This window comes from Burkholderia sp. BE17 (assembly GCF_009362305.1).
Classification (GTDB): domain Bacteria; phylum Pseudomonadota; class Gammaproteobacteria; order Burkholderiales; family Burkholderiaceae; genus Burkholderia; species Burkholderia pyrrocinia_C.
In genome coordinates this window covers 1-26413 of record NZ_WHNU01000025.1, presented here as the reverse complement: position 1 = coordinate 26413, position 26413 = coordinate 1, and the positions used below count along the sequence as shown (strand labels likewise).

Annotated in this window: 25 protein-coding genes; 14 read left to right on the top strand and 11 right to left on the bottom strand. The window is 66.7% G+C overall.

The window, feature by feature from the left end; genetic code table 11:
• Positions 1–32 precede the first annotated feature (32 nt).
• Genes GD429_RS21625 through GD429_RS21615 form a run of 3 tightly spaced genes read left to right on the top strand, consistent with a single transcriptional unit; the run spans position 33 to position 4394 of the window.
• Positions 33–830, top strand: coding sequence for a polysaccharide deacetylase family protein (locus tag GD429_RS21625; RefSeq protein ID WP_152859731.1), 798 nt, complete (start codon positions 33–35; stop codon positions 828–830).
• Positions 823–2070 carry a putative glycoside hydrolase gene (locus tag GD429_RS21620; protein ID WP_152859729.1) on the top strand — a complete coding sequence of 416 codons (1248 nt, stop codon included), beginning with the start codon at positions 823–825 and terminating at the stop codon, positions 2068–2070. The genes GD429_RS21625 and GD429_RS21620 overlap by 8 nt, the downstream gene beginning before the upstream one ends.
• Complete coding sequence (locus GD429_RS21615) at positions 2016–4394, top strand: exo-beta-N-acetylmuramidase NamZ domain-containing protein (RefSeq protein WP_152859727.1); 2379 nt, start codon at positions 2016–2018, stop codon at positions 4392–4394. Before GD429_RS21620 ends, GD429_RS21615 begins: the two co-directional genes overlap by 55 nt.
• Positions 4395–4521: 127 nt before the next feature.
• On the opposite strand, the gene GD429_RS21610 is transcribed toward GD429_RS21615, so the two are convergent.
• Positions 4522–4803, bottom strand: coding sequence for a DUF4148 domain-containing protein (locus tag GD429_RS21610; RefSeq protein WP_152859725.1), 282 nt, complete (start codon positions 4801–4803; stop codon positions 4522–4524).
• A 272-nt stretch (positions 4804–5075) separates the two neighbouring features.
• On the opposite strand from GD429_RS21610, the gene ppsA reads away from it, so the two are divergent.
• Positions 5076–7487 (top strand): phosphoenolpyruvate synthase, encoded by a 2412-nt coding sequence (ppsA, locus tag GD429_RS21605; RefSeq protein WP_152859723.1) that lies wholly within the window; start codon positions 5076–5078, stop codon positions 7485–7487.
• 84 nt (positions 7488–7571) lie between these two features.
• Here the strand turns inward: ppsA and phaZ are convergent, their stop codons facing one another.
• Positions 7572–8801 (bottom strand): polyhydroxyalkanoate depolymerase, encoded by a 1230-nt coding sequence (phaZ, locus tag GD429_RS21600; RefSeq protein ID WP_152859906.1) that lies wholly within the window; start codon positions 8799–8801, stop codon positions 7572–7574.
• Positions 8802–9435: 634 nt separating this feature from the next.
• Positions 9436–9576: a hypothetical protein gene (locus GD429_RS40555; RefSeq protein ID WP_193727164.1), complete on the bottom strand. Its 141-nt coding sequence runs from the start codon at positions 9574–9576 to the stop codon at positions 9436–9438.
• Between the two features lie 221 nt (positions 9577–9797).
• Between GD429_RS40555 and GD429_RS42100 the strand changes: the two genes are divergently transcribed.
• The 5 genes from GD429_RS42100 to GD429_RS21570 all read left to right on the top strand — a co-directional run bounded on the left by GD429_RS42100 (position 9798) and on the right by GD429_RS21570 (position 13813).
• Positions 9798–10067, top strand: a complete 270-nt coding sequence (locus GD429_RS42100; protein ID WP_152859719.1) for a BON domain-containing protein — start codon at positions 9798–9800, stop codon at positions 10065–10067.
• A 91-nt stretch (positions 10068–10158) separates the two neighbouring features.
• Positions 10159–10608 carry a CBS domain-containing protein gene (locus tag GD429_RS21585; protein ID WP_152859904.1) on the top strand — a complete coding sequence of 150 codons (450 nt, stop codon included), beginning with the start codon at positions 10159–10161 and terminating at the stop codon, positions 10606–10608.
• A gap of 28 nt (positions 10609–10636) precedes the next feature.
• The gene (locus GD429_RS21580) at positions 10637–11017 is read left to right on the top strand and encodes a hypothetical protein (RefSeq protein WP_152859717.1); all 381 of its coding nucleotides are present in this window, start codon (positions 10637–10639) and stop codon (positions 11015–11017) included.
• 343 nt (positions 11018–11360) lie between these two features.
• Positions 11361–12740 (top strand): nicotinate phosphoribosyltransferase, encoded by a 1380-nt coding sequence (locus GD429_RS21575; RefSeq protein ID WP_152859715.1) that lies wholly within the window; start codon positions 11361–11363, stop codon positions 12738–12740.
• Positions 12737–13813 (top strand): hypothetical protein, encoded by a 1077-nt coding sequence (locus GD429_RS21570; RefSeq protein ID WP_152859713.1) that lies wholly within the window; start codon positions 12737–12739, stop codon positions 13811–13813. Before GD429_RS21575 ends, GD429_RS21570 begins: the two co-directional genes overlap by 4 nt.
• On the opposite strand, the gene GD429_RS21565 is transcribed toward GD429_RS21570, so the two are convergent.
• Positions 13791–14777, bottom strand: a complete 987-nt coding sequence (locus GD429_RS21565; protein ID WP_193727159.1) for a ribose-phosphate diphosphokinase — start codon at positions 14775–14777, stop codon at positions 13791–13793. The two genes, GD429_RS21570 and GD429_RS21565, sit on opposite strands and share 23 nt — an antisense overlap.
• A 44-nt stretch (positions 14778–14821) precedes the next feature.
• On the opposite strand from GD429_RS21565, the gene GD429_RS21560 reads away from it, so the two are divergent.
• The 4 genes from GD429_RS21560 to GD429_RS21545 all read left to right on the top strand — a co-directional run bounded on the left by GD429_RS21560 (position 14822) and on the right by GD429_RS21545 (position 17438).
• The gene (locus tag GD429_RS21560; RefSeq protein ID WP_152859709.1) at positions 14822–15781 is read left to right on the top strand and encodes an acetyltransferase; all 960 of its coding nucleotides are present in this window, start codon (positions 14822–14824) and stop codon (positions 15779–15781) included.
• Between the two features lie 229 nt (positions 15782–16010).
• On the top strand, positions 16011–16283 hold the full coding sequence (locus GD429_RS21555; RefSeq protein WP_227791706.1) for a hypothetical protein: 273 nt from the start codon (positions 16011–16013) through the stop codon (positions 16281–16283).
• 79 nt (positions 16284–16362) lie between these two features.
• Entirely contained in the window at positions 16363–16839 is a 477-nt protein-coding gene (locus GD429_RS21550; RefSeq protein ID WP_152859707.1) for a carboxypeptidase regulatory-like domain-containing protein, read from the top strand.
• Positions 16840–16973: 134 nt separating this feature from the next.
• A complete protein-coding gene (locus tag GD429_RS21545; RefSeq protein WP_152859705.1) occupies positions 16974–17438 on the top strand; it encodes a hypothetical protein in 465 nt (154 codons plus the stop codon).
• On the opposite strand, the gene GD429_RS41190 is transcribed toward GD429_RS21545, so the two are convergent.
• Positions 17435–17722, bottom strand: coding sequence for a rhomboid family intramembrane serine protease (locus GD429_RS41190; protein ID WP_415748949.1), 288 nt, complete (start codon positions 17720–17722; stop codon positions 17435–17437). The genes GD429_RS21545 and GD429_RS41190 overlap by 4 nt on opposite strands.
• Before the next feature lie 172 nt (positions 17723–17894).
• Here GD429_RS41190 and GD429_RS21535 point away from each other — a divergent pair, with 172 nt between their 5' ends.
• Positions 17895–18344, top strand: coding sequence for a CBS domain-containing protein (locus GD429_RS21535; RefSeq protein ID WP_152859701.1), 450 nt, complete (start codon positions 17895–17897; stop codon positions 18342–18344).
• Positions 18345–18570: 226 nt separating this feature from the next.
• Here the strand turns inward: GD429_RS21535 and fdhF are convergent, their stop codons facing one another.
• From fdhF to pdhA, 6 genes are all read right to left on the bottom strand, one after another.
• Positions 18571–21297, bottom strand: coding sequence for a formate dehydrogenase subunit alpha (gene fdhF, locus GD429_RS21530; RefSeq protein ID WP_152859699.1), 2727 nt, complete (start codon positions 21295–21297; stop codon positions 18571–18573).
• The gene (locus GD429_RS21525; RefSeq protein WP_152859697.1) at positions 21285–22724 is read right to left on the bottom strand and encodes an NADH-ubiquinone oxidoreductase-F iron-sulfur binding region domain-containing protein; all 1440 of its coding nucleotides are present in this window, start codon (positions 22722–22724) and stop codon (positions 21285–21287) included. The genes fdhF and GD429_RS21525 overlap by 13 nt, the downstream gene beginning before the upstream one ends.
• Before the next feature lie 277 nt (positions 22725–23001).
• The gene (locus tag GD429_RS21515) at positions 23002–23262 is read right to left on the bottom strand and encodes an acyl carrier protein (protein WP_152859695.1); all 261 of its coding nucleotides are present in this window, start codon (positions 23260–23262) and stop codon (positions 23002–23004) included.
• Entirely contained in the window at positions 23259–24425 is a 1167-nt protein-coding gene (locus GD429_RS21510) for a dihydrolipoamide acetyltransferase family protein (protein ID WP_227791705.1), read from the bottom strand. Before GD429_RS21510 ends, GD429_RS21515 begins: the two co-directional genes overlap by 4 nt.
• The gene (locus GD429_RS21505) at positions 24426–25400 is read right to left on the bottom strand and encodes an alpha-ketoacid dehydrogenase subunit beta (RefSeq protein ID WP_152859693.1); all 975 of its coding nucleotides are present in this window, start codon (positions 25398–25400) and stop codon (positions 24426–24428) included.
• Positions 25397–26410, bottom strand: a complete 1014-nt coding sequence (gene pdhA / locus GD429_RS21500; protein WP_152859900.1) for a pyruvate dehydrogenase (acetyl-transferring) E1 component subunit alpha — start codon at positions 26408–26410, stop codon at positions 25397–25399. Before pdhA ends, GD429_RS21505 begins: the two co-directional genes overlap by 4 nt.
• Between the last annotated feature and the right edge of the window lie 3 nt (positions 26411–26413).

Sequence of the window (26413 nt, the reverse complement as noted above, 5' to 3'; positions counted from 1 at the left end):
AAGAATAGGGTAGCGATTACCCGAGGTGCGCCATGGTCTTACGCTTGATCGTCTGTCTGTTCGTCCTGTCGTGCGTGCTGCCGGCCGCATCGGCCGACGCCGTCGTGCCGGCGCCGCAACGCGTGCTGATTCTCGTCTATCACCGGTTTGCAGCGGAGCGCCTGGATTCGATGACGGTGCGTACCGAGACATTCCGCAACCAGTTGCATGCAATCGAGGCAAGCGGCTATCGCATCGTGCCGCTCGCCGACGTGGTGCGCTGGCATGGCGGCCAGGCGGATGCGGTGCCGGCGCGGGCGGTCGCGATCACGGTCGACGACGGTCACCGTTCCGTCTACGAGATACTGCGCCCGTTGCTGGCCCGGCACCCGGTACCGGTCACGCTGTTCATCTATCCGTCGGCAATCTCGAACGCCAGCTACGCGATGACGTGGGAGCAGCTGCGCGCGCTTGGCGGATCCGGCGGATCCGGCGGAGTCGACATCGAGTCCCATACGTACTGGCATCCGAATTTTCACACCGAGCGCGCCCGGCGCACCGCGGAGGACTACCGGCGCTTCGTGTCCGTCCAGTTGAGCCGTTCCCGCGAGCGGCTCGAGTCCGAAACCGGCAAGCCGATCCGGCTGCTGGCCTGGCCGTTCGGCGTCCACGATGAAGAAACCGAGCAACTGGCCGCTCGCGAAGGTTATGTCGCCGCCTTCACGCTCGATGCGCGTCCCGTTCGGCTCACGGACCCGGCAATGGCACTGCCGCGCTATTTGATGACGGATACATGCGACGCACGATGCATGAACGGATTGCTGCAAACCGCCGGGGGAAGCCATGATTGACCGCCTGATTGCGTGCCTCCTGCTGTCGCTCGCCGGTTTCGCCGCGCAGGCTGCACCGGTGACGATCACGGTCGTCGATGCCACGAACGGGCGCCCGCTGGCCGGTGCGATTGGCTACGCGTCCGGCGTGAGCCGAACCGCGGATGGCGACGGAGCGTTTTCGCTGGAGGTCGAGACGACCGGTACACGCTTGAGCGTGCGTGCGCCAGGCTACGCACGAACCGAAGTCGAACTGACGGCGGCCGGGGTCACGCATACGATTCGCATGACACCCGTGCGTCCGAAAGCGGTCTACCTGTCCGCCTACGGCATCGCGGACCGTACGCTGCGCGACGCGGCGCTCGCGCTGCAGGGCCGCACGGCCGTCAACGCGTTCGTGATCGACGTGAAGGGCGATCGCGGAATGACCCCTTATCGCAGCGCGGCACGCGAAGCGATCGGCGCGGCAAGCGATCCGGCACCGCGCGTCCCCGACCTGGCGGGCCTGATCCGCACGTTTCATGCGCGCGGGTTGTACCTGATCGCCCGCATCGTCGTGTTCAAGGACAATCCGCTCGCGGCCGCCCGCCCGGACTGGGCGGTGCGCGATACGGCCGGCGGGATCTGGCGCGATCGCGAGCACTTGCGATGGATCGATCCGACCGTGCAGGCGGCATGGGCACACAACTTCGACGTCGCGGAAGAGGCGGCGAAGCTGGGTTTCGACGAGATCCAGTTCGACTACCTGCGCTTTCCCGATGCGAACGACCTGCGCTTCAGCGAGCCCAATACGGAAGCGAACCGCGTGGCCGCGATCACGGGATTCCTGGCGGGGGCGCGCGAGCGGCTGCGGCCGTACAACGTTTATGTGTCGGCCGACATCTTCGGCTACGTGTGCTGGAACGAGGACGACACGCACATCGGGCAACGGCTCGGCGCATTGGGCGGGGTGGTCGACTACATTTCGCCGATGCTGTACCCGTCGGGCTTTACGTGGGGCTTGCCCGGTTGCCGCAAACCCACCGATCATCCGGGCGAGATCGTCGAACGTTCGCTGACCGAAGCGATGCACCGCACGGGGCTCGCCGGCGTGCGCTTTCGGCCCTGGCTGCAGGCGTTTCGCGACTACGCGTTCGACCACCGGGAATTCGATGCGGATGAGATTCGCGCGCAGGTCGACGCCGCGGATACGGCCGGCACGGACGGATGGATGCTGTGGAATCCGCGCAATCGCTACGATCCCGCTGCGCTGCCGCGCTGACCGGCGCGCTGCTGCTCGCGCTGGCACCCGTCTGCGCGCGGGCGGAAGCTGACCGGGCCGCCGCGCTACCGCCGGCCGCCGCGATCGACGCAGCCATTGCCGCCGAGATCGCCGATCGCCATCTTGCCGGCGCGGTCGTCGTGACGGGCGATGCGGACGGCGTGCGCGTCAGCGTGGCCCGCGGCCTGCGCGTGACGGGCACGGCCGCCGAGGCGATGACGGCCGATACCGTCTTCGATCTCGCGTCGCTGACGAAGCCCGTGGCGACGGCCGTCGCCGTCATGCAGCTCGCGGAGCGCGGGCAGCTCGATCTCGACACGCCGGCCGCACGCTACTGGCCCGCGTTCGCCGCGCGCGGCAAGGCCGACATCACGGTTCGACAGTTGCTCGCGCATATGTCCGGGCTGCCGCCCGGCGTGTCGTCGTCTCGCGCGCTGCGCAGCCGCGCGGCGGTGCTGGCCGACATCGTCGCGATGGCGCCCGATGCGCGGCCCGGCACGCGCGTACGGTACAGCGACGTCAACTACGTGGCGCTCGGCGAGATCGTCGAGCGCGTGTCGCGACGGCCGCTCGACGCGTGGTGCGCGATGCACATATTCGCGCCGCTCGGCATGGCGAGCACCGCGTTTCGGCCGCCTGCGTCGTTGCTGGCGCGTGTCGCGCCCACGGTCGTCCGGGATGGCCGCCTGCTCAGGGGCCGGGTGCACGACCCGATCGCCGCCGCGATGGGCGGCGTGGCGGGCAACGCGGGCCTGTTCGCGAGCGCGGACGATCTCGCGCGCTTCGCACGCATGCTGCTGAACGGCGGCACACTCGGCTCGGCACGCGTGCTGAGCCGCGCCAGCATCGCGACGCTCGAGACGCCGGCCACGCTCGATGCCGACGGCGACCTGCGCACGGCCGGCTGGGCGGTCGCGGCGCCGCTCGTCGCGAACCGCTACCGGCTGCCCGCGGTCGGCGCGCTGCAGCATCTCGGCTACACCGGCACCGCCCTGTGGATCGATCCGGTGACGCGCCGCTTCGCGGTCGTGCTGACGAGCCGGCTGTATCCCGATGAAACCGGCACCGCCGCACCGCTGCGCGAGCAGGTGCTCGGCATCGTATCGAGCGGGGCGGGGCCCTCGACGTTGCCGCAGATCGCCACGCGCGCACCCGCGATGGCCGAGGCCGTCGCCCGTAGCGGCCGGCTGCCGGCATCGCACGGACCGGTGCTGGCCGGCATCGACGTGCTCGCGGCGAACGGATTCGCGGCCGTGGCCGGCAAGCGCATTGCGCTGATCACGAATCGCAGCGGCTTCGACCGGTTCGGCACGCGCACCGCCGACCTGCTCGCGCACGCGCCGGGCGCACGGCTCGTTGCACTGTTCGCGCCCGAGCACGGGCTCGGCACCGACGTCGACGAAACGTTCGGCGACACGATCGATGCCGCGACCGGCGTGACGGTTCACAGCCTCTACGGCAGCGGCCGCCGGATCGCCCCCGAGTTGCTCGCCGACGCCGATGTGCTGGTGATCGACCTGCAGGATGCCGGCGTACGCTTCTTCACTTACCTGGCCACGCTTGGTTACGCGCTCGAGGCGGCGGCTGCCGCGCATCGTCCGGTGCTCGTGCTGGACCGTCCGAATCCGCTGGGCGCGGATGTCGTCGGCGGCCCGGTGGCGGACCCGGGGCCGCGCACGTTCACCGGCTATTACCCGCTGCCGCTTCAGCACGGGATGACGATCGGCGAACTCGCGCGTCTGTTCAATGACCGGCTGCAAATCGGCGCCGCGCTTACCGTGGTGCCGATGGCGCACTACGCGCGCGCGATGCGTTTCGACGCCACCGGGCTGGGCTGGGTGCCGCCGTCGCCGAACCTGCGCGATGCCGGCGCGCTGTCGCTGTATCCCGAGACGGGGCTCGTCGAAGGTGCGGCGCTCAGTGTCGGGCGCGGCACCGCGACGCCGTTCGGCGTGGTCGGCGCGCCGTGGATCGACGGCCGTGCACTCGCCGACGATCTTCGTGCGATGCGGCTCGGCGCAACCTTTGCGCCGGTTCGCTTCGTGCCGGCGGAAGGGCCCTATCGCGGCGTACCGTGCGAAGGTGTGCGCATTGCGCGACTGCGCGGCGCGGCAAAACCCGGCGAAATCGGGCTCGCACTCGCGCTCGTTTTGCACCGTCGGTATCCCGAACTGTTCCGGATCGACGCGATTCGCGCATCGGTCGGTTCGCGCGAGGTGGCCGACATGCTGGAAGCGGGGCGGCCGCTCGACGACATCGAACGGGTCGTCGATACGCAGGCGGCGGCGTTCGCGCAAGCGCGCGCGGCGTTTCTGCTGTACTGAATCCGCGGTGCCGACGCGGCGCGCGGCCGCGCCGTTCGATACGCGCCGACGTGGGACGAACGGGGCATCGTAAGCGTCCTTGCCCTCCGGAACGCGCGACGTGCTGCACGGCGCGACGCAATGGAAATCAGCTGCCACCGCCGAAAAACCGGGTGATGCGTCCCATTTCGCCAACCCTTCGGGCCTGCTCCAGTTCGCGTTTGACCTGGGCGCGCGTTTTTCCGTCATCGCTGTTTCCCGACGTCGGGGCGGAAGCCGGCGACGCGCGTTCGGATGTCGCCTCGACGTCCGGCGACTGCGCGCCGGATGGTGCCGCTCCCGGATCCTGCGCATGAACCGATACGACGAATCCGGCCGATACGGCGACGGCTGCGACACGGATTGATCTGAGCGTAAGCACGGTCGCCATGGTCGGACTCCTTTCGATGGCCGGGCGCGATCGACGCACACCTGATCCGGAGCGTACGAAACGACCGGGCGCAGCCGTTGACTGACGTCAAGCGGAACCGACTGCGGCGAGCGGCAACCGTTCTTGATTCAGGTCAGCCGCAAGGCCGCGACGCGGAGCCAGCATGAACGTGCATTCGTCGTGTCCGGCTGGCCGCAGGGGCGAAACCGGATGGCCATCGACCAACGCGCGCCAGTCGCTGGCAACCTCGCCGCGACGACCGGAGATCCGTCATGAATCAAGGGAATGAACACATCGTCTGGTTCGACGATCTGCGTCGCGGCGACGTCGCGCGCGTCGGCGGAAAGAATGCGTCGCTGGGCGAACTGATCGCCAACCTGTCCGCGCAGGGCGTGGCCGTGCCGCCTGGGTTCGCGACGACCGCGGATGCGTACTGGCGGTTCATCGATGCCAACGGATTGCGGCAGAGCATCGGCACCACGCTCGAAGCGTTCGACGCGCGCAAGACAGCGCTTGCCGAAGCCGGCGCGTCGATCCGGCAGGCGATTCTCCACGCCGAATGGCCCGCCGAGATCGCCGACGCGATCAGGGAGGCTTACCGTCGGATGTGCCGCGAGGCAGCGCAGGACGACGTCGATGTGGCCGTGCGCTCGAGCGCCACCGCCGAGGATCTCGCGGACGCGAGCTTTGCCGGCCAGCAGGAAACCTACCTGAACGTGCGCGGCGAGCGCGCGCTGCTTGCCGCGTGCCGCCGTTGCTACGCATCGCTGTTTACCGACCGCGCGATCGCATACCGCGAAGAGAAGGGCTTCGATCATCTGCGCGTCGCGCTGTCGATCGGCGTGCAGCGCATGGTGCGTTCGGATGTCGGCGCGGCCGGCGTCATGTTCTCGCTCGATACGGAGACCGGTTTCGACAAGGTGGTGCTGATCAGCGCAGCGTGGGGGCTCGGCGAGAACGTGGTGCAGGGCACGGTCAACCCGGACGAATATGAAGTGTTCAAGCCGCTGCTCGCCGATCCGGCGTGCAGCCCCGTCATCGGCAAGACGCTCGGCGAAAAGGCGCGCAAGCTGGTTTATACGCGCGACAAGGACGCGCCGACCCGCAACGTGCCGACCTCGAAGGCCGAGCGCGCGACCTTTGTCCTCCCGGACTCCGACATCCTGACGCTCGCGCGCTGGGCCTGCGCGATCGAGACGCACTATGGTCAGCCGATGGACATCGAATGGGCAAAGGACGGCATGAGCGGGGAACTGTTCGTCGTCCAGGCCCGTCCCGAAACGGTGCAGTCCCGCCGCGAAGCCAGCGCCGTGAAGACCTACCGTCTCGGCCAGACCGGCCGGAAGCTCCTCGCCGGCGTGAGCGTCGGCGAGGCCATCGCGGTCGGCAGCGTCTGCGTGATCGACAGTCCGCGCGACATCGCGCGCTTCGTCGACGGCTCGGTGCTCGTGACGCGCACGACGGATCCGGACTGGGTTCCGGTGATGCGTCGCGCCGCGGCAATCATCACCGATCATGGCGGCCGTACCTCGCATGCCGCCATCGTGAGCCGTGAACTGGGGTTGCCGGCCATCGTCGGCACCGGCAATGCGACCCATCTGCTGCACGATCAGCAGGAGGTGACGGTGTCGTGTGCGGAGGGCGAGGCGGGCTTCGTTTACGAGGGCATCGCGCAATACGACGTGGAAGCGATCGATCTGACGAATATTCCCGCAACCCGCACCCGGGTCATGCTGAACCTGGCGAACCCGGCCGCGGCTTTCCGCTGGTGGCGCATGCCTGTCGACGGGATCGGGCTCGCGCGCATGGAATTCGTGATCGGCAACCATATCAGGGTCCATCCGATGGCGCTGGCGCACTACGATGCACTGAAGGACGAGCGAGTGCAGCGGACTATCGCGACCCTGACCGCGGGCTACGACGAACCGTCCGACTATTTCGTCGATCGACTGGCGCGCGGTCTCGCGCGCATCGCGGCGGTCTGTCATCCTGCGCCGGTCATCGTCCGCATGAGCGACTTCAAGACGAACGAATACGCGCATCTGATCGGCGGCGCGCAATTCGAGCCGCACGAAGAGAATCCGATGCTCGGGTTCCGTGGCGCGTCGCGCTACTATTCGCCGCGCTACCGCGCCGGCTTCGCGCTCGAATGTCGGGCGATCGCGCGGCTGCGCAACGACATGGGCTTCAGGAACGTGATCGTGATGATCCCGTTCTGCCGTACACCCGAAGAAGCCGACCAGGTACTCGACGTGCTGGCCGAGAACGGACTCAGACGCGGCGAAGACGGCTTGCAGGTCTACGTGATGTGCGAGATACCGTCGAACGTGATTCTGGCGAGCGATTTCGCGCAACGTTTCGACGGATTTTCGATTGGCAGCAACGACCTGACCCAGCTGACGTTGGGAGTCGACCGGGATTCGGCGGAGCTGGCCGGCCTGTTCGACGAGCAGAACGAAGCCGTGAAGTGGATGATCGCGAGCGTGATCGAGGCCGCGCACAAGTCGGGCACCAAGGTCGGTCTGTGCGGACAGGCGCCGAGCGACCACCCGGAATTCGCCGATTTTCTCGTCGCGTGCGGAATCGATTCGATTTCGGTCAGCCCTGACAGCTTCCTCGCGGTCAAGCGCCGCGTGGCGGCTGCGGAACAGGCCGCGCGCACCGAGCGTCCGCAACCGCAATGAGCGCGATTGTTCCGGCCTGACTTGCCGGAGGCACGGTTCGCGCCGCGCAGTACGGACATGCTGAACCCCGGGGACACCGCCGTCTCAAGCCGCGCGCGAGCGTCGTCGGCCGTGTTCGGCGCGGGCGAATGCCGCCTGCAATGCCGGATGCACGTCGGCGCTCCAGTGTTCACCGGTAAACAGTCCGTAGTGGTCGCAGTCCTCGACGTCGATGCGTTGCCGCGCGCCCGGTGCGAGGCCGCTGCACATATCCAGTGCGGCGTGGGTTTGCCCGGCGCCGGTGACGGCATCGCGCATCCCCTCGACAGTCGTCAGGACGACGTCGTGAAGCGCAGCGGGTTCGACCCGCACGCCCCGGACGTCCCATGTCCGGCTCGCCAGGCAGGCGCGCTGGAAGACGATGTCGACGGTATCGAGGAAATACTCGGCCGGCATGTCGACGAGCGCAAGATATTCATGCAACGCACGGCGCACGGTTGCGAGCGAGTCCGCATCGCCGCTCGATGCGGCTTGCCGATAACGTTCGAGCAGCGCGAGATACCGTTGCGGATACGCGATCGCGATTTCCGCACGCTGCAAATAGGCCGGGAACACATGGCGTCCACGCCCCGCGAACCCGGAAGGCACCACGTCGATCAGCGTGTCGCGACACCAGGCGAGCGAATGCGAGCAGGCCGCGATCCCGAGCGCACTTGGATTGATTCGTGCATCGAGCGGGCCGCCGATCAGCGTCACGCTCGCCGGTAATACAGCCCCGCGTTGCCCGCGCAACGCGATTGCGCCGAGCGAAGGAAAGGTCGCCTGGCAGACGGCGACGACATGTGCCTGCCGGGCGTCAGCCGAAAGCGCATCGATGAAGCCGTCGAGCATCGACACGTATTCGTCGAGGCCGAATCGACCCGCGGCGAGCGGGACATCGCGCGCATTGATCCAGTCGGTGATGAACACGTCGCCGTCGGCCAGCAGCGTTTCGACCGTCTCGCGCATCATCACGGCCGCGTGTCCGGCAAGCGGCGCGCAGAGCAGGATCGCCCGCTGGGCACTCGGGCGGGAGAAGCGACGCAGCGAGCAGAACGGGGTATGCGCAACAACCGTGTCGTCGACGTCGATGCGCCGGCCAGCCAGCTCGATCGTACCGATCGCGAATGGCGGTGCGGCGGCATCCGGGTCGAGCAAGGGTTCCATCAGATCGGCATAACACCCCGACGCCGCGTCAGGCCACAGGCCATACGCATGCCATGCTCCTGCATGCCATGCTCCTGCATGCCATGCACGCAGCCATTGCCGTTGCAGTTCGATCAGGTCATACCACATGGCAAATGTCCGGGATATCGATGGTACTCGCACAGGGATACTGTCGACCGGCCGGCCGAGGGCATGTTGACCTGCGTCAGCGCCGTTCCGATATCCGGCACCTAAGCTGGTTTCCGGGCTTTCGACCGGCGCACGGAGTGAATCATGAACGTACCTCGACGCATCCTTGTCGTCTTCTACTCGCGCAGCGAAACGACAGCCGCGTTCGCGCGGCAACTGGCCGCCGAACTCGATGCAGATTGCGAACGGTTGCAGGAAACCGACAATCGGCGGCGCTCGGGCGTGATCGGCTACCTGTGTTCGCTGGCGGACGTGATGCATCACCGCGTTGCTGACCTTCAGCCGACCACGTGCGAACCGTCGGCTTACGACGTCGTCGTGATCGGCACGCCGGTGTGGGCGGGACGTGCTTCGACACCTGTATCGACCTGGCTCGCGCGTCACGGGCATGCACTGCGATCGACTGCCTTCTTCTGCACGATGGGCGGTCGAGGCGATCAGACCGCATTCGGCCAGATGGCGGCGCAGTTATTGCACCGGCCTGTCGCGACCTGCGCGATCTCGAGGCACGATATCCGCGACGGCAGCGCTTCCGGGAAACTGTCGGGCTTTGCACGGTCGATTGCCGGCGGGCTCACTGTGCGCGAGCCGCACGCGAGCGCGGGGTGAGCAGCCTGCCGGTGCGGATCGCGCGCGTCGCTTTGTGGAAGCAGGCCCCGGTCTGTTCAAGCAGACGAATGGATTCTTCGATATGGGCCAGCTCGCGGAAGCGCATGTCTGCCTGTCGACACACGGACGCCGGATCGTCCTGCGCCTCATCGAACCGGGCCGGACGGATCAAAGCCGCGTCGGGGCCGTAACGGCCGTGCGTCGGACGATGCCGGTCACGACATCTATCGTGCGCCCGCACGGGCTTTCGCACTGACCTGCGTCAATTCTTGCGTGCGGTCCTGCGCTACCGTTGTCTTAACCGGAAGCGAACCGGCGCCAACGATCATGAAGGCGGACAGGGGGCCGGAGAAGGACGTCGAGCGGGAGCTCGAGTGGGATCCATCGATCGACGCAGTCCGACATCGCAGTCAGGATCGACGCGGCGCCGATTCGCCACGCGGCGCAACAAGCGGGACACGTCGGCATCGCCATTCAGGGGGCTGCGTGACGTTGACCGGGCGAGTGGATTCGCTGGGCGAACGGCGGCTTGCGTTCGATGCCGCCCGACTGGCGCCAGGTGTGCGCGAAGTCGCCGATCGACTGTCGATCGCTTGATCGGTCAGGAGCGGGACAGACGTTGATCGACGGTCAAGGATGTCCGAACCGTGGTGACGATTCGCGTCGCCCGGGACAACCAGGAGATGACATGAATGCTGCGATGCTCTGCACTCGCGATGTCGCCACGTGTTTCGCAACGATCACGGTCGTCGAGGCAGCTGAACGGATGCGCGATGCGCACGCTGGCGATCTGGTCGTGGTGCGTGAACGGGAAGGGCACCTTCTGCCGGTCGGCATGGTGACCGACCGCGACATCGTGCTCGCCGTGGTGAGCCCGGGCGCGGAGGCGGGTGCGCTGTTCGTCGGGGACATCATGTCGGAACCCGTCGCGATCGCAAGCGGCGACGAAGATGTCTGGCTGCTCGCAAAGCGCATGCGGCAGCATGGCATACGCCGGCTTCCGGTCGTCGGCGACGACGGCCAACTGGTCGGCATCGTCACGCTCGACGATCTGTTGCGTGCTGCCGCGGCGTTGCTCGACGAGTTGCGTCTCGTCGCGGCACGTCAGCCGTATTTCGAGGAGAAGCAGCGTGGGTAGCGAGCCCCGGCGCGCATTCCGCTTTCCGATGCCGCGCCGCTGGCTTGCCGGCGTCGGTCTTTGCGTACTGCTGTCGAGTGCCGCTACGTGGATCGGCGCGATTTACGACCACCCGATCAGCACGGCAATCGTTGACGGAATGAATACGGCGGAATGCGCGCGCGTGGGGCAGCTGCGGGCAGGGTCGTTGCTGACTGCACCGATACCCGAGCACGACGTGTGCATGCCGCTTTTCGTTTATCGCGCGTCGTATGCCGACGCAGCGAGCAACGTGACGTCTTATCGCGCATGGATACTGGAGCAGCGCGTCGCCGAATTCTGGCGACTGATCGGATACGTGTTGCTGCTATCTGCAGCAATCTCGGCCGTCGTCGCGGTCTCGGTGCTGATCGTTCGTCGGCTGAAATGAGGAAATCTCAGACGTTCACGGTCTGACGGCCGCTCTGCGGCGGTCGCCCGTCACCGCGCGATAGGCGGATAGAGCCGCGCGCTCACGGCTACCAGCAACACGAGTGCACCGGCGAGCACGAACGGCCGGGATTTCCATCGCTTCGCGGATCGACCCCGGTCAAGAGAGGCTCAGCGTACGTGCCGCCGGGCCCCCTTGATCTCGCGCAATTCCTGCACCGGACGGCGATCTATGCTGGATTGTGCAGGCATGGTCGCTCGCAATGGGGCGGCGTGCCGGCATCCCGCGCGGGGGCGGCTGAACGACGGCTGAACGATCGCGCACGGGCGACATGAAAGGATGCATGATGGCCGGATCCTTGCCCGACACGGGCGACGACGTCGAGTTGCTCGCGGATTTGTACGAACTGACGATGATGCAGGCCGGCTTCGATGCGGGAATGAACGACGTGGCCAGCTTCGAATTTTTCGTGCGTGCGCTGCCGCGGTCGCGCGGTTTCCTGATGGCGGCGGGGCTGGAACCCGTGCTCGACTATCTGGAGGGTGTGCGCTTCGGCATGCCCGGCATCGAACGGCTGGCCGCAACAGGGCGCTTCCGCGCGAACTTCCTTGCATCGCTCGCCGACTTTCGCTTCACCGGCATGGTCGATGCGATGCCGGAAGGCACGGTGTTCTTCGCCGACGAGCCGATCCTGCGCATCACGGCGCCGTTTCGCGAGGCGCAGTTCGTCGAAAGCCGCGTAATGAACCTGCTCCACTACGCGACGCTGGTCGCCAGCAAGGCTGCGCGCGCCACACTCGTCGCGCATGGCAGATTGCTCGTCGACTTCGGCCTGCGGCGCGCGCATGGCGCGGAAGCGGCCATGCTGTCCGCGCGATCCAGCTATCTGGCGGGATTCTCCGGGACGGCGACGCTACTCGCCGGCTTGCGCTACGGCATTCCCACTTACGGCACGATGGCGCATTCGTTCGTCCAGGCGCATGACGACGAATCGCTGGCATTCGAGCACTTTGCGAGATCCCAGCCCGACAACGCGCTGCTGCTGATCGACACGTACGATACCGCACACGCCGCGCACAAGGTGGTCGAACTTGCGCGCCGGCTGGCGCCCGAGCGCCTGCGCATCAAGGGCGTGCGGATCGACAGCGGCGACCTGGCTGCCCATGCGCGCAGCGTTCGGACGATTCTCGACCAGGGCGGGCTGACCGACGCGACCATCTTCGCGAGCGGCGATCTCGACGAATACCGGCTGCAGGATCTCGTTCGCCAGCATGCACCGATCGACGGCTTCGGGATCGGCACGCGGATGAGCACGTCGGCGGACGCACCGTATCTCGACTGCGCGTACAAGCTCGTCGAGTATGCAGGTGCGCCGCGCTGCAAGCGCGCCGAAGGCAAGGCGACCCGGCCCGGCCGCAAGCAGGTGTTCCGGCGGTACGGCCCGGATGGCCGGATGGCCGGCGACTGCCTCGGTCTCGATGGCGAGCGCATCGAAGGAACGCCGCTGCTGCGGCCGGTCATGATCGACGGAATGCGGCTCGCGGCACCCGGGCTCGACGCGAGCCGTGTGCATGCGCTGCGGGAGTTGTCGACGTTGCCGGAGCCCGTGCGCGCGCTGGAGCCTGTCATGACGCCGCAGCCGTCGATTTCTCCGGCGCTGGCGGCCCTCGTCATCCGGCTGGGCACGGCACCGGACGAGCACGCCGGACAGCAAGCCGCATGAGCGACGCCCACGCCCTGAGTCATCGCACGATCGCGCTGAACGAAAAGGTGGCCGCGTTGCGCACGCCTGGCGCGTGGCCGGACGGCACGACGACAGTCACCGCGGTGGAAACGCATATGTCGTGGGTATTCCTGACCGATCGGCACGCGTGGAAGCTCAAGAAACCGGCGCGTGCGCCGCAGCTCGATTTCCGCTCGCTTGCCGCGCGTCGGCGCTTTTGCCACGAGGAAGTGCGCCTGAACCGCCGGCTTGCGGCCGACGTCTACCTCGACGCGGTGCCGCTGGTCATGGATGCCCGAGGCGGCCTGCACGCGGGCGGACTTGGCGAAACCGTCGACTGGCTGGTCAAGATGCGGCGCCTGCCGGCCGGGCGCATGCTCGATCGTGTGCTGTCGAGCGGAATGGCCACGCCGGACGATGCGCGCCGCATCGCCGCCCGCCTGGGCACGTTCTACCGCTCGCTGGCGCCCGCGCGCATCGACGAAGCGGGGTATCTCGACGCGCTGAGCTGCACGATCGACAGCAACGAACGCGCGCTGCGCAAGCCGATCGCGGGCCAATCAGTCGATGCCGTGCGTGCGATCTGCGCGCGGCAGCACGCGCTGCTGGCGGGCGACGCCGCGCGCTTCGACCGGCGCGTGCGACACGGACGCATCGTCGAAGGGCACGGCGACCTGAGGCCCGAGCATATCTGCGTCGACGATCCGGTCGCGATCATCGATTGCCTTGAATTCTGCCGGAGGCTGAGAGTACAGGATTCCGCCGACGAAATCGGCTTCCTCGCGCTCGAATGCGAGCGACTCGGCGTTTCCTGGTTTGCGGACACGCTGCTGAATGCCTATCGCGCGGCAAGCGGCGACGATGTCGACGGCGGCTGCGTGCACTTCTACCAGAGCTGTCGCGCGATGACGCGCGCGCGTCTCGCCGCCTGGCACTTGCGCGAGCCTGCATTCCGGGCGACGTCGGCGTGGCGCGATCGCGCACGCGCCTATGTTGCGCTGGCATGGCGGCATCTCGACGACTGCGAACGCGCGTGGGTAGCGAGCCACGTCAGCGCCGCAGCAGGTCCGTGAGCGAGCCGCCGCGATGGATACGCGAAATGGCCTCGGCGAAGAGTGGCGCGCTGTCGAGTATCGCGAGCTTGTCCCTGAGCGGACCGGGCGGCACACGCCAGGGCGGCACCGTATCGGTGACCGCGATGGCGGTGAGTGGGCCGCTACCGAGCCGCTCGGCAGCGCCGTCGAAAAACATGCCGTGCGTCGCGACCGCGTAGACGGCTTGCGCGCCAAGCGCCCGGCAATCCTCGGCCGTATGGGCGAGCGTCGTGCCGGCGCCGATCAGGTCGTCGACGATGACCGCGCAGCGGCCCGAGACTTCACCGACGATCGGCTTGGCCGTCACGATGCCGCCGCTGCGCAGCTTGCCGGCGAATGCGGCGTCGACCGGGCGCCCGAGGCGGGTTTCCAGTCGCGCCCGGAAATCCTCCGCCCGCCGCACGCCGCCAGCGTCGGGCGATACGACCACGACCGGCCGGTCGCCTGCTTGCCCGGCGAACCATTCGACCAGCATGCCGTTCGCTTCGAGATGCTCGGTAGGGCAGCGAAACGCATTCTGGAACGCCGCGAGGTTATGCACGTCGATCGCGACGATGCGATCGACGCCCACCGCCTCGAGCAACGTCGCGACGTAGCGCGTGGACACCGGATCGCGCGGCTGCGAGCGGCGGTCCTTGCGCGAATAGCACAGGTAGGGCGTCACCGCGCACACGCGTGCGGCAGACGCGTCCTTCAGCGCGGCGACGAACAGCAGCAGCCGGCAAAGCTTGTCGTTGACGGAACTGCCCGGCTCGCCGTGCAGCGACTGAACGACGTAGACGTCGTGCCCGCGCACGCTGGCGAGCGGACGCGTCTTGTGTTCGCCGTCCTCGAACGGACGCTCCTCGTGCGCGGCAAGCGTCACGCCGAGATGGGCCGCGATTCGCTCGCCGAAGGCGCGGCTGGAGGCGAAGGCAAACAGACTGAACGGGCTATGTTCCATGGTGCAAGCTCCTCGATTCATGCGGCCATCCGGAGTCACGTCCTATGACCCGCTTTGACGCATTCAACGGCGACGCGGACGGCATCTGCGCGCTTCAACAGCTTCGGCTCGCGATGCCGGCCGAGTCGGTGCTCGTGACGGGCCCGAAGCGCGACATTGCATTGCTGGCGCGCGTGCCGGCCACGCGAGGCGATGCGGTCACCGTTCTCGACGTGTCGCTCGACGTGAACCGCGAGGCGCTCGGCATGCTGCTCGCGCGCGGGGTCGAGGTCGATTATTTCGATCACCACCTGCCCGGCGACGTGCCGGATCATCCACTCCTTCGCGCGCACATCGATACGGCGCCGGACATCTGCACGAGCGTGATTGTCGACCGATACCTGGCGGGCCGGCAACGCCTCTGGGCGGTGGTCGGGGCGTACGGCGACAACCTCGTCCACGTCGCCGGCCGGCTCGCCGCCGATTGCGGCCTCACGGACGCCGACACGCAGCGGTTGCAGGCGCTCGGCGAAGCCGTCAACTACAACGGCTACGGCGATTTTCCCGACGACCTGTTCATGGCACCTCTCGCCGTCTACCTGACCCTTCGGCCGTATGCGGACCCGCTCGATTTCGCGATGTCGCCGCTGGCGCGCCGCCTCGACGCCAATCGGCAGCGCGATATCGCGCGTGCGGAACGGCAGCGCGCCGCCATCGTGCTGCCAGGCGCCGACGTTTATATCCTTCCCGATGCCCGTTGGGCACGCCGGGTGCGCGGCGTCTTCGCCAACGGCCTCGCACGCGGCGCGCCGATGCGAGCCCACGCGGTGCTGACGTGTGCATCGGGCGGCGGGTATACCGTCAGCGTTCGCGCGCCGATCGCCGCGCCGCGCGGCGCCGACCGCCTCTGCCGCGCATTCCCGGACGGCGGCGGCCGGGAAGGGGCCGCCGGCATCAACCGGCTCGCACCCGATCGGCTCGACGCGTTCGTCGATGCGCTCGCCAAGGCGTACCCAGTCACGTGAGGCGGTGGCTACCCGGCGACCACGCGTTAACGCGATACGGACTAACCGGCAACCAAATGGCCGCACCTTCGTTTGCATGGTGGCCCGCGGGCGTGGCGACGCGTTGACGGACATCAAGGCTCCAGCATGGTGAAGCGCATCGGCATGCTGCTGCGTCGTTGACCTTCATCAACGCTGTCGGTAATGCGCGATCGAAAATGAAATCTCCGCTGATGCAAAGGAAACGCACATGAACGATTCCGCCAACAAGCAGCCGCCCGCGGAGCAGGCGCCGGAACACGCGGGGCGTTCGCTGGCGGCGCCGTTCCGGCATCCGATCGAAACGTTGCGGCGCGAGATCGACCGGCTGTTCGACGATTTCGCCCCCGGTGCGCGCCTGTCGGCGATGCGACGCTCGCTGTTCGATCGCGAACCGTTCCGGCACCGCGACAGGAGCTGGGACGCGGCGCCCGCCGTCGACGTTTCCGAAACCGACCAGGCCTACGAGATCACGGCGGTTTGACGATGTGCGGCCGCGGCGGCCCCCGTTGCTTGTGAGCCGCACTGCACGACCGCGATGGTCCCGTCATCCGGAGAAGCCAATGTCGATACGATTTCCCTGCGTGCTGCTTGCGTGCATCCTGTCTTCGGCCGCGCCGAACGTTGCGTTTGCCCAGTCCGTGCCTGCTGAAATCCAGCAGAACGGCATTGCGTACGTGACTGGCGGGGTCGGTGCAGATGAAATTGCAGCGTTCCGTGCGGTCGCGCCACGATACAACTTGCGGATTACCCTGGCATCGAAGGCCGGTGAATACCTGTCCGATGTCGACATCACGATCTCGTCGGGCAAGGTGTCGATTCTCGATGCGCACACGGCGGGACCGTTCCTGTTTGCGCGCGTGCCGCCCGGACGATATGCGATATCGGCGCACGACCGCGGAGTGCAGGAGGTCCGGCATGTGGTCGTCCCGGCTCGCGGTGCCGTCGACGTGCGCTTTTACTGGCGAGATCCCGATCGATCCGGCGCGATGCGGCTGTGTGCGAGCTGCCCGGGGCCGCGTCCGGGCGCGGCACGCTAGACGCACGCTTGATCGTTATCAAGCGCCGCACGGCGGAGCATGCGACGCTTGATGGGCCATCGGCGCGACCGCGACGATTCGGCAGACATGCTCCGCATCTCCATGCCAAGGGATCGTTTCCAGGAGAACTGGCCATGAACTGGCTTTCCGAATACTTCGCGCAGCGCACCAGCCCGCTGTCGCTGTCGCTCTGGGCCCACCCGCCGCTCGTGCTCGGACCCGATGGTCCGGTATGCCGGCCGCCTCACAGCCTGCCATACCCGGGCGTCGAGCTCGTTTTTTCGCCGGCGGAACAGGTGGAACGGGACGGGCGAATCTATACGTTGCCGGCACGCTATGAAGCCACGGCACCTCTTGCCGCTCGCGTTGCGGGGCATGGCGATGCCGAACCGTTCTTCCGCACGGTGTCGATTTTCGCGCCGTCGCAGTTCAATCCGGATTTCTTCGTGACGATCAACGGCGAGTATGCCTTCGCGCCGGTCTTCCGTCCGGACGGCTCGCCCGGATTTTCGGGCATGTGCGCGACCGGCGCCGGCGACGGCACGTCGGGCAGGCGCACGGGCGCGACTTGGCTTTTCCAGGGCTATCTCAGCATCTAGCCGGATACGCGTGCTCGTTTCGTCCAGCAGGCGAGGCAGACGAGTGCACCGAGCATTCCGCCCAGATGGGCAAAATGCGCGACGCCGCTCGTAGCGCCGCCGGTGCCGGACAGCAGTTCGGTCAACGCATGGCCGGCCGCGAAGAGCCACGCCGGCATCGGCACCGGCGGAAACAGCAGCACGACGCGTCGCTGCGGAAACAGCACCGTGTAGGCGATGAGTGTGCCGAACACGCCGGCCGATGCGCCCACGGCCGGCATGCCGGTGGGTGGCGATGCCTGCATGATCGCGATGCCGGGAAGCTGTCGTTCGTCATGTACCAACCGTGCGGAGCGGCCGGTGCGTTGACGTGCGTCAATTCCGCGCGCGGCGCCGCATCTACCCTGATCGCAGTAGGCACGCGATGCAGGACGGCAGGTGCGTGCATTCCACGGAGCGTGTAACGGGAGCCTCATCATGCATATCGGACGAATCAGTACCCAACCGGTCGAATCGTGCACGGCGGAATGCAGTGCGCTTGAACTGGCCGATCGCATGCGGCATGCGCATGTCGGCGATATCGTCGTGATCGAGTATCGCAATGGCGAGGCCATTCCGATCGGCGTGGTCACGGACCGCGATTTGGTAATCGAGGTGATGGCCCGCGGCGACGATCCGGGCGACGTGACTGCCGGCCAGATCATGTCGCGCGGCCTGATCGTGGTATCCGAGAACGACGAAGTCGGCGTCGCGCTCGAAGAGATGCGCCGTTCCGGTGTCCGGCGGATGCCGGTCGTCGACGATGCGGGTCGACTCACCGGTATCGTCACGCTCGACGATATCGTCGAGCATCTTGCAAGACTGCTTGGGGGTGTCGCAGAAGTCAGCAAGCTGCAGCAGATCGAGGAGCAGCGCTTCCGCGCGTAGCGGCGCCTGGAAAGCGCCATCGGCAGGGGTTGGCTGTCGGCCGTTGGCCGTGTCGGCTAGCGGCAGAGGCGGGTAGGCGGCCGCTCCGCCGCGGATCGTCGCCAGCAGTTGGCGCCCGGAATGCGTCGCTCCGTGAGGCCGCGGCGTCGCAGTCGGTTTCGACCTGAATCGGGATCTGCGAAGTTCTCGGCGTGGCAAGCGCTGCCGTGCTGGTGGAGCGGGTTCGTCACTTCGGATACGGAGATCCTTCAGCTCCACCAGGACGCAGTACGGAATGCGTTTGCACGTGCGCTTCACCGTTCAGCTTATCCACCCTGACTGCGGCCACCTTGTACTCCGGCGCGTGCACCAGACGGTCGCGCACCGGCGAAGTCAGCCGGTTGACGAACAGATCGGGCCGATGGAAGGTGCTGAACAACTGCCCCGCCTGTAAGGCAGGGGTGATGTGGACCGGCAGAATGGTTGTGCCGTAGCGGCTCGATATCCGCACCGTCTCGCCTTCGGCCACGTCGTATCGCGCCGCATCGGCGGGCGCCATGTCCAGCGTGTCCGAGGGCCGTAGCGTGGCATTGATGGTTCGGTAGCTCATCGTGCCGGCATTGAAATGGTGAAGCGTGCGGCCGGTGGTCAGCAACAAGGGATACGTGTCATCAGGCTGCTCGGTCGTCGGGATGTATTCAATCGGGACCAGCGTCGCGGTCTTCCCGCAAGCGAAGTGCTCACGGTGCAGCACCGGCGTACCCGGATGGTTTTCATCGGGGCAAGGCCAATGCAGGTCTTCGCGCTCCAGCCGCGGATACGTGAGCCCTGCGGCATCCGGCCATAGCGCACGCACTTCATCCCAGATGGCTTGCGGTCCCGCGAATTCGAATCCGTGCCCGTTGCCCAGGCGGGCCGCCAGCGCCTGAACGATCCACCAGTCCGGCCGCGCGTCGCCGGGGGCCGGCACGGCAGCACGGATTCGCTGTACGCGCCGGTCGGCATTCATGAAGGTGCCATCCTTCTCGAAGAACGAGGCGGCCGGCAGGAACACCGTGCCGAATGTCTCGGCCGTCTGGTTCAGGAACAGGTCCTGCACGATCACCAGATCAAGTGCGGCAAGTGCCGCGGCCGTGTCGTTTGCATTGGCCAGCGAAAGATAGATGTCGTAGCCTACCGCCCAAATGGCCTGGAGCCGGCCGGTCCGCGCCGCGTCGATCATCTCGAGCAGGTCGAGGCCACGGCCGGGCGGCAAACTGGCGCCCCACACCTGCTCGAAGTGCGCGCCAGCCCTGTCGATTGCCTGTGCGCCCGTCAGCGACCTCGGGTCGCATCCCATCTGGGCCGCGCCCTGTACGTTGTTCTGGCCGCGCAGCGGATTGATCCCGGCGCCGGGGCGGCCGAGGTTGCCGGTCAGCAGCGCCAGATTGACGAGTGCCATCACGCCCTCGGTGCCCTGCAGATGCTCTGTCACGCCAAGGCCGTGAAGGCACATCGATGGTCTGCCGCGAGCGTAGAGCCGTGCGGCCTCGCGGATTGCCATGGCGGGGACGCCACTGGTTGCGGCCACCGTCTCCGGCAAATAGCGGAGGGTGTGCATGGAAAAGGCATCGAAGCCGGTCACGCGCTCGGCCAGGAATGGTTGGTCGATGAGCCCTTCTTCGATCAGCGTCGCGGCCATTGCGTTGAGCACCGGCACATTGTGGCCCGGGCGCACGGCCAGGTGCACGTCGGCGAGTGCCGCCAGCTCGGTGCGGCGCGGATCGATGACGATGAGGGATGCACCGTCGAGCACGGCCTGCTTGATGCGCGCACCAACGATCGGATGATTCTCGGTCGGGTTCGCCCCGCAGACCAGAAATCCATGCGCCTGATCGATGTCATCGAAACTGTTGGTGGCCGCACCGATGCCAAGCATCGTCTTCAGTGCCTTGGCGCTGGGTGTGTGGCACACGCGTGCACAGCAGTCGACGTTGTGGGTGCCGAGCACCACGCGGGCGAACTTCTGGACGAGGTAGTTTTCTTCATTGGTCGCACGTGCCGAGCCGAGCACGCCGACCGCATCGGGTCCGTCACGCACGACAATCTCCCGCAACCGGGCGGCGGTAAAGTCGAGCGCCTCGTCCCAGCTCACGGTGTGCCACGTGCCGCCGCGGCGAATCATCGGCCGCGTAATGCGGTCGGTAGCGTGGTTGAACTCGAACGCGTAGCGTCCCTTCACGCACAAATGACCCCGGTTGACCGGACTGTCGGCAGGACGCACTGCCACCACCCGACCCTCAGCAGTCCCCGTGTTCATCTGGCAGCCCACGCCGCAATACACGCAAGTGGTGCGCGTCCACGCGGTCGGCTCGACACGAACCCGCTTGTCGAACAAGGCGCCGCTGGGACAACTGTCCACGCAAGCCCCGCAACTTACACATCCACCGGAGAGCAGCGTCGGCCCTTTGCCCGTTACGATGCGCGTAGCCTCGCCGCGACCCCGAGCCTCCCAAACGAACTGACCTTGAACTTCCTCGCATATCCGGATGCAGCGCTCGCAATAAATGCAGCGATCCATCGACACGCCGAGATAGGGGTGAGTGTCGTCCTGAAACAACCCGTCCTCCCGCACGCCCCCCGGCAGCACCCCATACTCTGCAAGCAGGCGATGGAAGGGATGGTTTGGCTCGGCGGTGGATGCGGACAACGGGTAGTGCGCGGCGATCAGCTCGAGGTTCGTGCGGCGTAATGCCAGGATGGCCTTGCTGTGGGTGCGCACGATCATTCCATCGCTCACCTCGAGCGAACAGCTTGCAGCCGGCCGAGTGTGGCCTTCGAGTTCCACTATGCACAGACGGCAGGCGCCGGAAGGCTTCAGGCGCTTGTCGTGGCACAAGCTCGGAACGGACGCGCCGGCTGCGGCCAGTGCGTCGATCAGCAGCGTGCCTTCCGTCGCTTCGTGAGGAATGCCGTCGATGATCAGATTGACCATTCGTGCAACTCCGCCTGGTAATGTCGCTGCACGGAAAGGGCGAACTCCGCCAGCCCGCGTCCATGGCCGCACAAGCTTGTCGCTGCGAGTGCCTCGATCAGTTGCTGACAATAGGCAGCGTCGATCGTAGCGCCCGCCGCCGCGGCATCGGCCATGGCTGCCAACACCGGTGCGCCGAGATGACAGGGCGTGCATTTTCCACATGACTCGCGTGCGCCGAACCGGAACACCTCTGCGATGATCTTCATGATCGGCGTGTCGTCAGCAAATGCAATGACGCCGCCGTGCCCGACCGCACAGTCGATGGCCTGCATTTCCTCGTAGCCGAGCCTGGTGGCCAAGCGCTCTGGCGGGACGATACCGGCGAGAGGTCCGCCGATCATGAGGCCCTTGAGCTTGCCGCGGCGCAACCCCTGGCCGAGATGGTCGACGATATCCGTCAGCGGGATACCGAATTCCACCTCATACAGACCCGGACGCCGAAACAGGGAATTGAGCGACAGGAGTTTGGTGCCACGGCTGCGCGAGAATCCAAGATCCGCATGGGCTGCCGCGCCCTGTGTGACGATCCATGGCACTGCGGACAGTGTTTCTACATTCTGTACCAGCGTGGGTGCGCCAAAGAGCCCTTCCTGGGTAATCTGGGGTGGCCGTGGTCGCACTTCCGGGCGGCGACCTTCGAGCGCATTCAGCAGCGAGGTCTCCTCGCCGCAGATGTAGGCGCCTCGCCCAACGACCAGCTCGAGCTCGAACGCCGGCTGCAACCACCCGGCGGCGCGCGCCTGCTCCAGCGCTTGCGACATGACGTGTGCGGCAAACGGGTATTCCTTGCGCAGGTAGATGTAACCGTGGTGTGCGCCAACGGCGTGCGCCGCGATTGCAGCCCCTTCGATTACCCGAAACGGATCATCTTCAAGCAGGAAACGATCGGAAAATGCGCCGGGATCGCCTTCGTCGGCATTGACGACCACGTACTTGGTCGAGGCCTGCTCATTCAAGACCGCCCGCCATTTGATTCCTGCCGGAAAACCGGCTCCACCGCGCCCGCGCAATCCGGAGGCGAGTACAAGACGCACCAGTTCCTCCGGCGGGGTGATTCGGGCCCTGGAGAGCGCCGCGCCACCGCCACGCTCACGATACTCACTCAGGTCGCGGACCCCGCCGGCGAGCACATTGTCCAGCAGCACGGTACGACGCGCGTGACTGCTGATGTGCGGTCGAATATCGTGCTCGCTGTCGCTGGGCCCGTCGTAGCACTTGCCCAGGCAATACACGACCGGCTTTTGAGTGATGGCTGTCTGCCAGCGATCCGGCCGGTCGGAGCGTGCGGCGAAACAAGCCAGGCCCGCGCATGCGAGGTGGGTGATGGCACGTTCGTCAAGATGATAGAAGGTGTGCGCGGCTGCGTGGCATCTTAGCGGCTTCATCGGATTCCTCACGACAAGGACCAGCGGTTTCTGCCCGCGTTGTGTCGGTCGGTATTTTTCTCACGTTATCCAAGTAACGAGCGCTGCCGTTGAGCCAAATCAAAGCGGACGATGCCGCCGCCGCGCATCGGGAGCCGATCGCGCTGACGCGGGGCGCCAGCTCGCGCAAGCGTTGCACGCGTATGCGGGACACGTCGACGTCGTCGTGCTGGCGCTGCCGCGCACGGCGTATGCCGACGCGCGTGAAGCGGGCATTCGCAGCCCCGTGCAACGGTCGCTAGGACCGCGGCAGACGTGTACCCGCATCGACCAGATAATGGACGACATCGTCGAGCGTGACCAGACGACCGTAGTCGCGCTCCGGGATCTCGACCTTGAGTCGTGTATAGAGCCCCGTCAGAAAATTGAGCCAGTCCATCGAATCGAGATCGACCTGGCTGCGCAGCGGGCGATCCGCACGCAGCGCCGATACGTCGATTTCCGGTGCGATGGATGTGAGCGTCTCCAATACGACGGAAAGGATGTCCGTTTCGTTCATCGATTCAACTCCCCGGGATGCTGCAGCAACTCGCCCAGTTCGACGAGGAACAGCGCGCCGCGATGGCCGTCGGATACACGGTGATCCGCCGATACGCTGACGGTCGTCGACGGCATGATGCCGAGCGCGCCGTCTTCGGCCCACGGCCGTTCGGCGATCCGCCCGAAACCCACGAGCGCGACCTGGGGCGGATAGATGACGCCGAACACCTCGGTGGCGCCTCGATCGCCGAGATTCGTGACGGTAATCGTCGATTCCGACAATTCCGAACTCCGTAACGAGCCTGCACGGCATCGTTGCGTCAGGTCAAGCAGTTCGCGCATCAGTTGGGTCAGAGGCTTGGTGTCGGCATCGAGCAGCGCGGGCGCGACCAGACCGCCCTGGCGCAACGAGATCGCAACGCCCAGGTGCACGCCGCGGGCAGGTTCGAAGACGCCCCGGCGATAGAAACCGTTGAGCTCGGGAAACCGTGCGAGCGTAACGGCGACGGCCTTGAGCAGGAGCGCGGCGGGAAGCAGCCTATCTGTAATGGAACGCTTCGCGTTCTCGTCCGCGAGCCAGGCCAATGCCTTTCCCAACGGGATCGTCTCGGACACGTAATAGTGCGGAATTTCGCGCTTCGATCGCTCCATCGCGGCGGCGATCACCCGTCTCATGTCGGCAACGCGTTCGCCGGGGGCGCCGGCCGTGACCGGACCTGGCGCCGCGGCAATCGTCCGCTCGACATCCGCAAGCGTCACCGAGCCCGCCGGGCCGGTACCCGGGATACCGCCGGGATCGATCCCGAGCTGCTGCGCCCGTTTGCGCGCGGCCGGCGAAATCTTGCGGCGCGACGCGCCTGCTGCGGCCGCGGCAGGCGTCGCCGCCCGGCGCGCATGCCTCACGGCCGGCGGCGTTTCACCGGGTTCGAGCAGCGTGGCCATCGGCTCGCCGACCGGAATTTTTTCGCCCGGTTCGACGAGCAGTTCATCGACCGTTCCCTCGTGCCAGCTCTCGACGTCCACGGCTGCCTTGCTCGTGTCGACGATCGCGATCACCTGGCCCTTCCTGACCACGTCGCCAGGCTTGACCAGCCATTCCAGGAGCGTTCCCTCGTCCATGTCCGCTCCCATGGAAGGCAGTGTGAATTCGATCATGCCCTCTCTCCCGGAGTGCGTCAGCAATCACGAGAACAATTGTTTCACCGTGGCGACGATCTTGTCGACTTGGGGTAATGCCGCGTCTTCCAGATGGCGGGCGTACGGAATCGGGACATCCTCGGCGCATACGCGTGCCGGCGGCGCGTCGAGCTCGTAGAACGCCTGCTCGACGATGCGCGCCATGATCTCGGCCGCGACGCTCGCGCTGCGCCAGCATTCGTCGACGACGACCACCCGCCGGCACTTCGTCGCCGATGCGATGATCGTCGCGTCGTCGAGCGGCCTCAGCACGCGCAGGTCGGTCACTTCGGCCGAGATGCCGTCGCCGGCGAGCGCATCGGCAGCCTGGAGCGCCTTCGGCAGCGAGCCGCCATACGCGAATATCGCGACGTCGTTGCCCTTGCGGCGGACCTTCGCAGTGCGAATGTCGACGCCGTCGATGTCCGTCAGCTCGCCTTCCATGTTGTAGAGCCCGGCATGCTCGAAAATCAGCACGGGGTCCGGGTCGGCCAGGGCCGGCGCCAGCATGTGGCGGGCGTCTTCGATGGTGGCCGGGGCGAGCACCTTGATGCCGGGAATGCCTGCGTACCAGCCCTCGAAACTGTGCGAATGCTGCGCGGCGACCTGGCGGCCGGCGCCCGTGGCCATGCGGACGACCAGCGGCACCGAGAATTGCCCGCCGGACATATGGTGGTAGAGCGCGGCGGTATTGACGATCTGGTCGAGGGCAAGCAGGCTGAAGTTCACCGTCATGATCTCGACGATCGGCCGCATGCCGCCCAGCGCGGCGCCGATACCCGCGCCGGTGAATGCGAGCTCCGACAGCGGCGTGTCGCGGATGCGCTCGGCCCCGAATGCGTCGAGCAATCCGGCCGACACCGCATAGCTGCCGCCGTAGCGCCCGACGTCCTCACCCATCAGAAAGACGCGGGAATCGTTCAACAGCGCGTCGTGCAGGGCCTCGCGCAGCGCGTCGCGATAAGTGAGCCGCCGACTCATCGCGAGCCCCCCGTCGTCGTATAGACGTCGTTCAGGAGGTCGGCGGCCGGTTCCCAGGCGCCGGCTTCGGCGAACGCGACCGCACGGTCGACTTCGGCGCTTACGCCGGCATCGAGCGCGATGAATGCGTCTTCCGTCAGCTTGCCTTCGGCCTTGAGGCGCGCGGTGAACGTGTGGATCGGACCGCGCGTTTTCCATGCGTCGACTTCGGCCTTGTCCCGGTAGAGTTCGGCGTCATACATCGAATGTGCGCGAAAACGATAGGTGCGAAGTTCCAGGAGCATCGGCCCCGCGCCGCGCCTCACGTATTCGACCGCGGCCTTCGCTGCCTCGTACACGGCCACGACGTCCATGCCGTCCGCCGAACTCGCCCGCATGTCGTACGCGGCGGCCTTCCTGCACAGGTCGGTCTGCGATTCGCTGCGCTCGATGGCCGTGCCCATCGCGTACAGATTGTTCTCGCAGCAGAACAGCACCGGCAGCTTCCAGAGGGCCGCGAGATTCATCGATTCGTGAAATGCGCCTTCGGCAACGGCTCCGTCGCCGAAGAAACAGGCCGTGACGCGCCGGCTGGCCTGCATCTTCTCGGCAAGCGCGAGCCCGACTGCCAGCGGCAAGCCGCCGCCTACAATCGCGTTCCCGCCGAACAGCCGCGTGTTCCGGTCGAACAGGTGCATCGAGCCGCCTCGACCGCGCGCGCAGCCGTCGCGCTTGCCATACATTTCGCTCATCAGCACACCCATCTCCATGCCGCGCACGAGTGCATGCGCGTGTTCCCGATAGGTCGCGACGATGTTGTCGTCGGGCGTCAGCGCATGCAGTGCGCCGATGCCGGTGGCTTCCTCGCCGATATACAAGTGAAGGAAGCCCCGTATTTTTCCCACGCCGTACAACTCGGCACATTTCTCTTCGAGGCGGCGCACGCGCAGCATGTCGCGCAACAGCGCGAGCGCGAAATCGGCAGGGTAGGGAACCGGGCCGGAGGGTGGGGGCGGGGGCGCATGGTCCAGGGG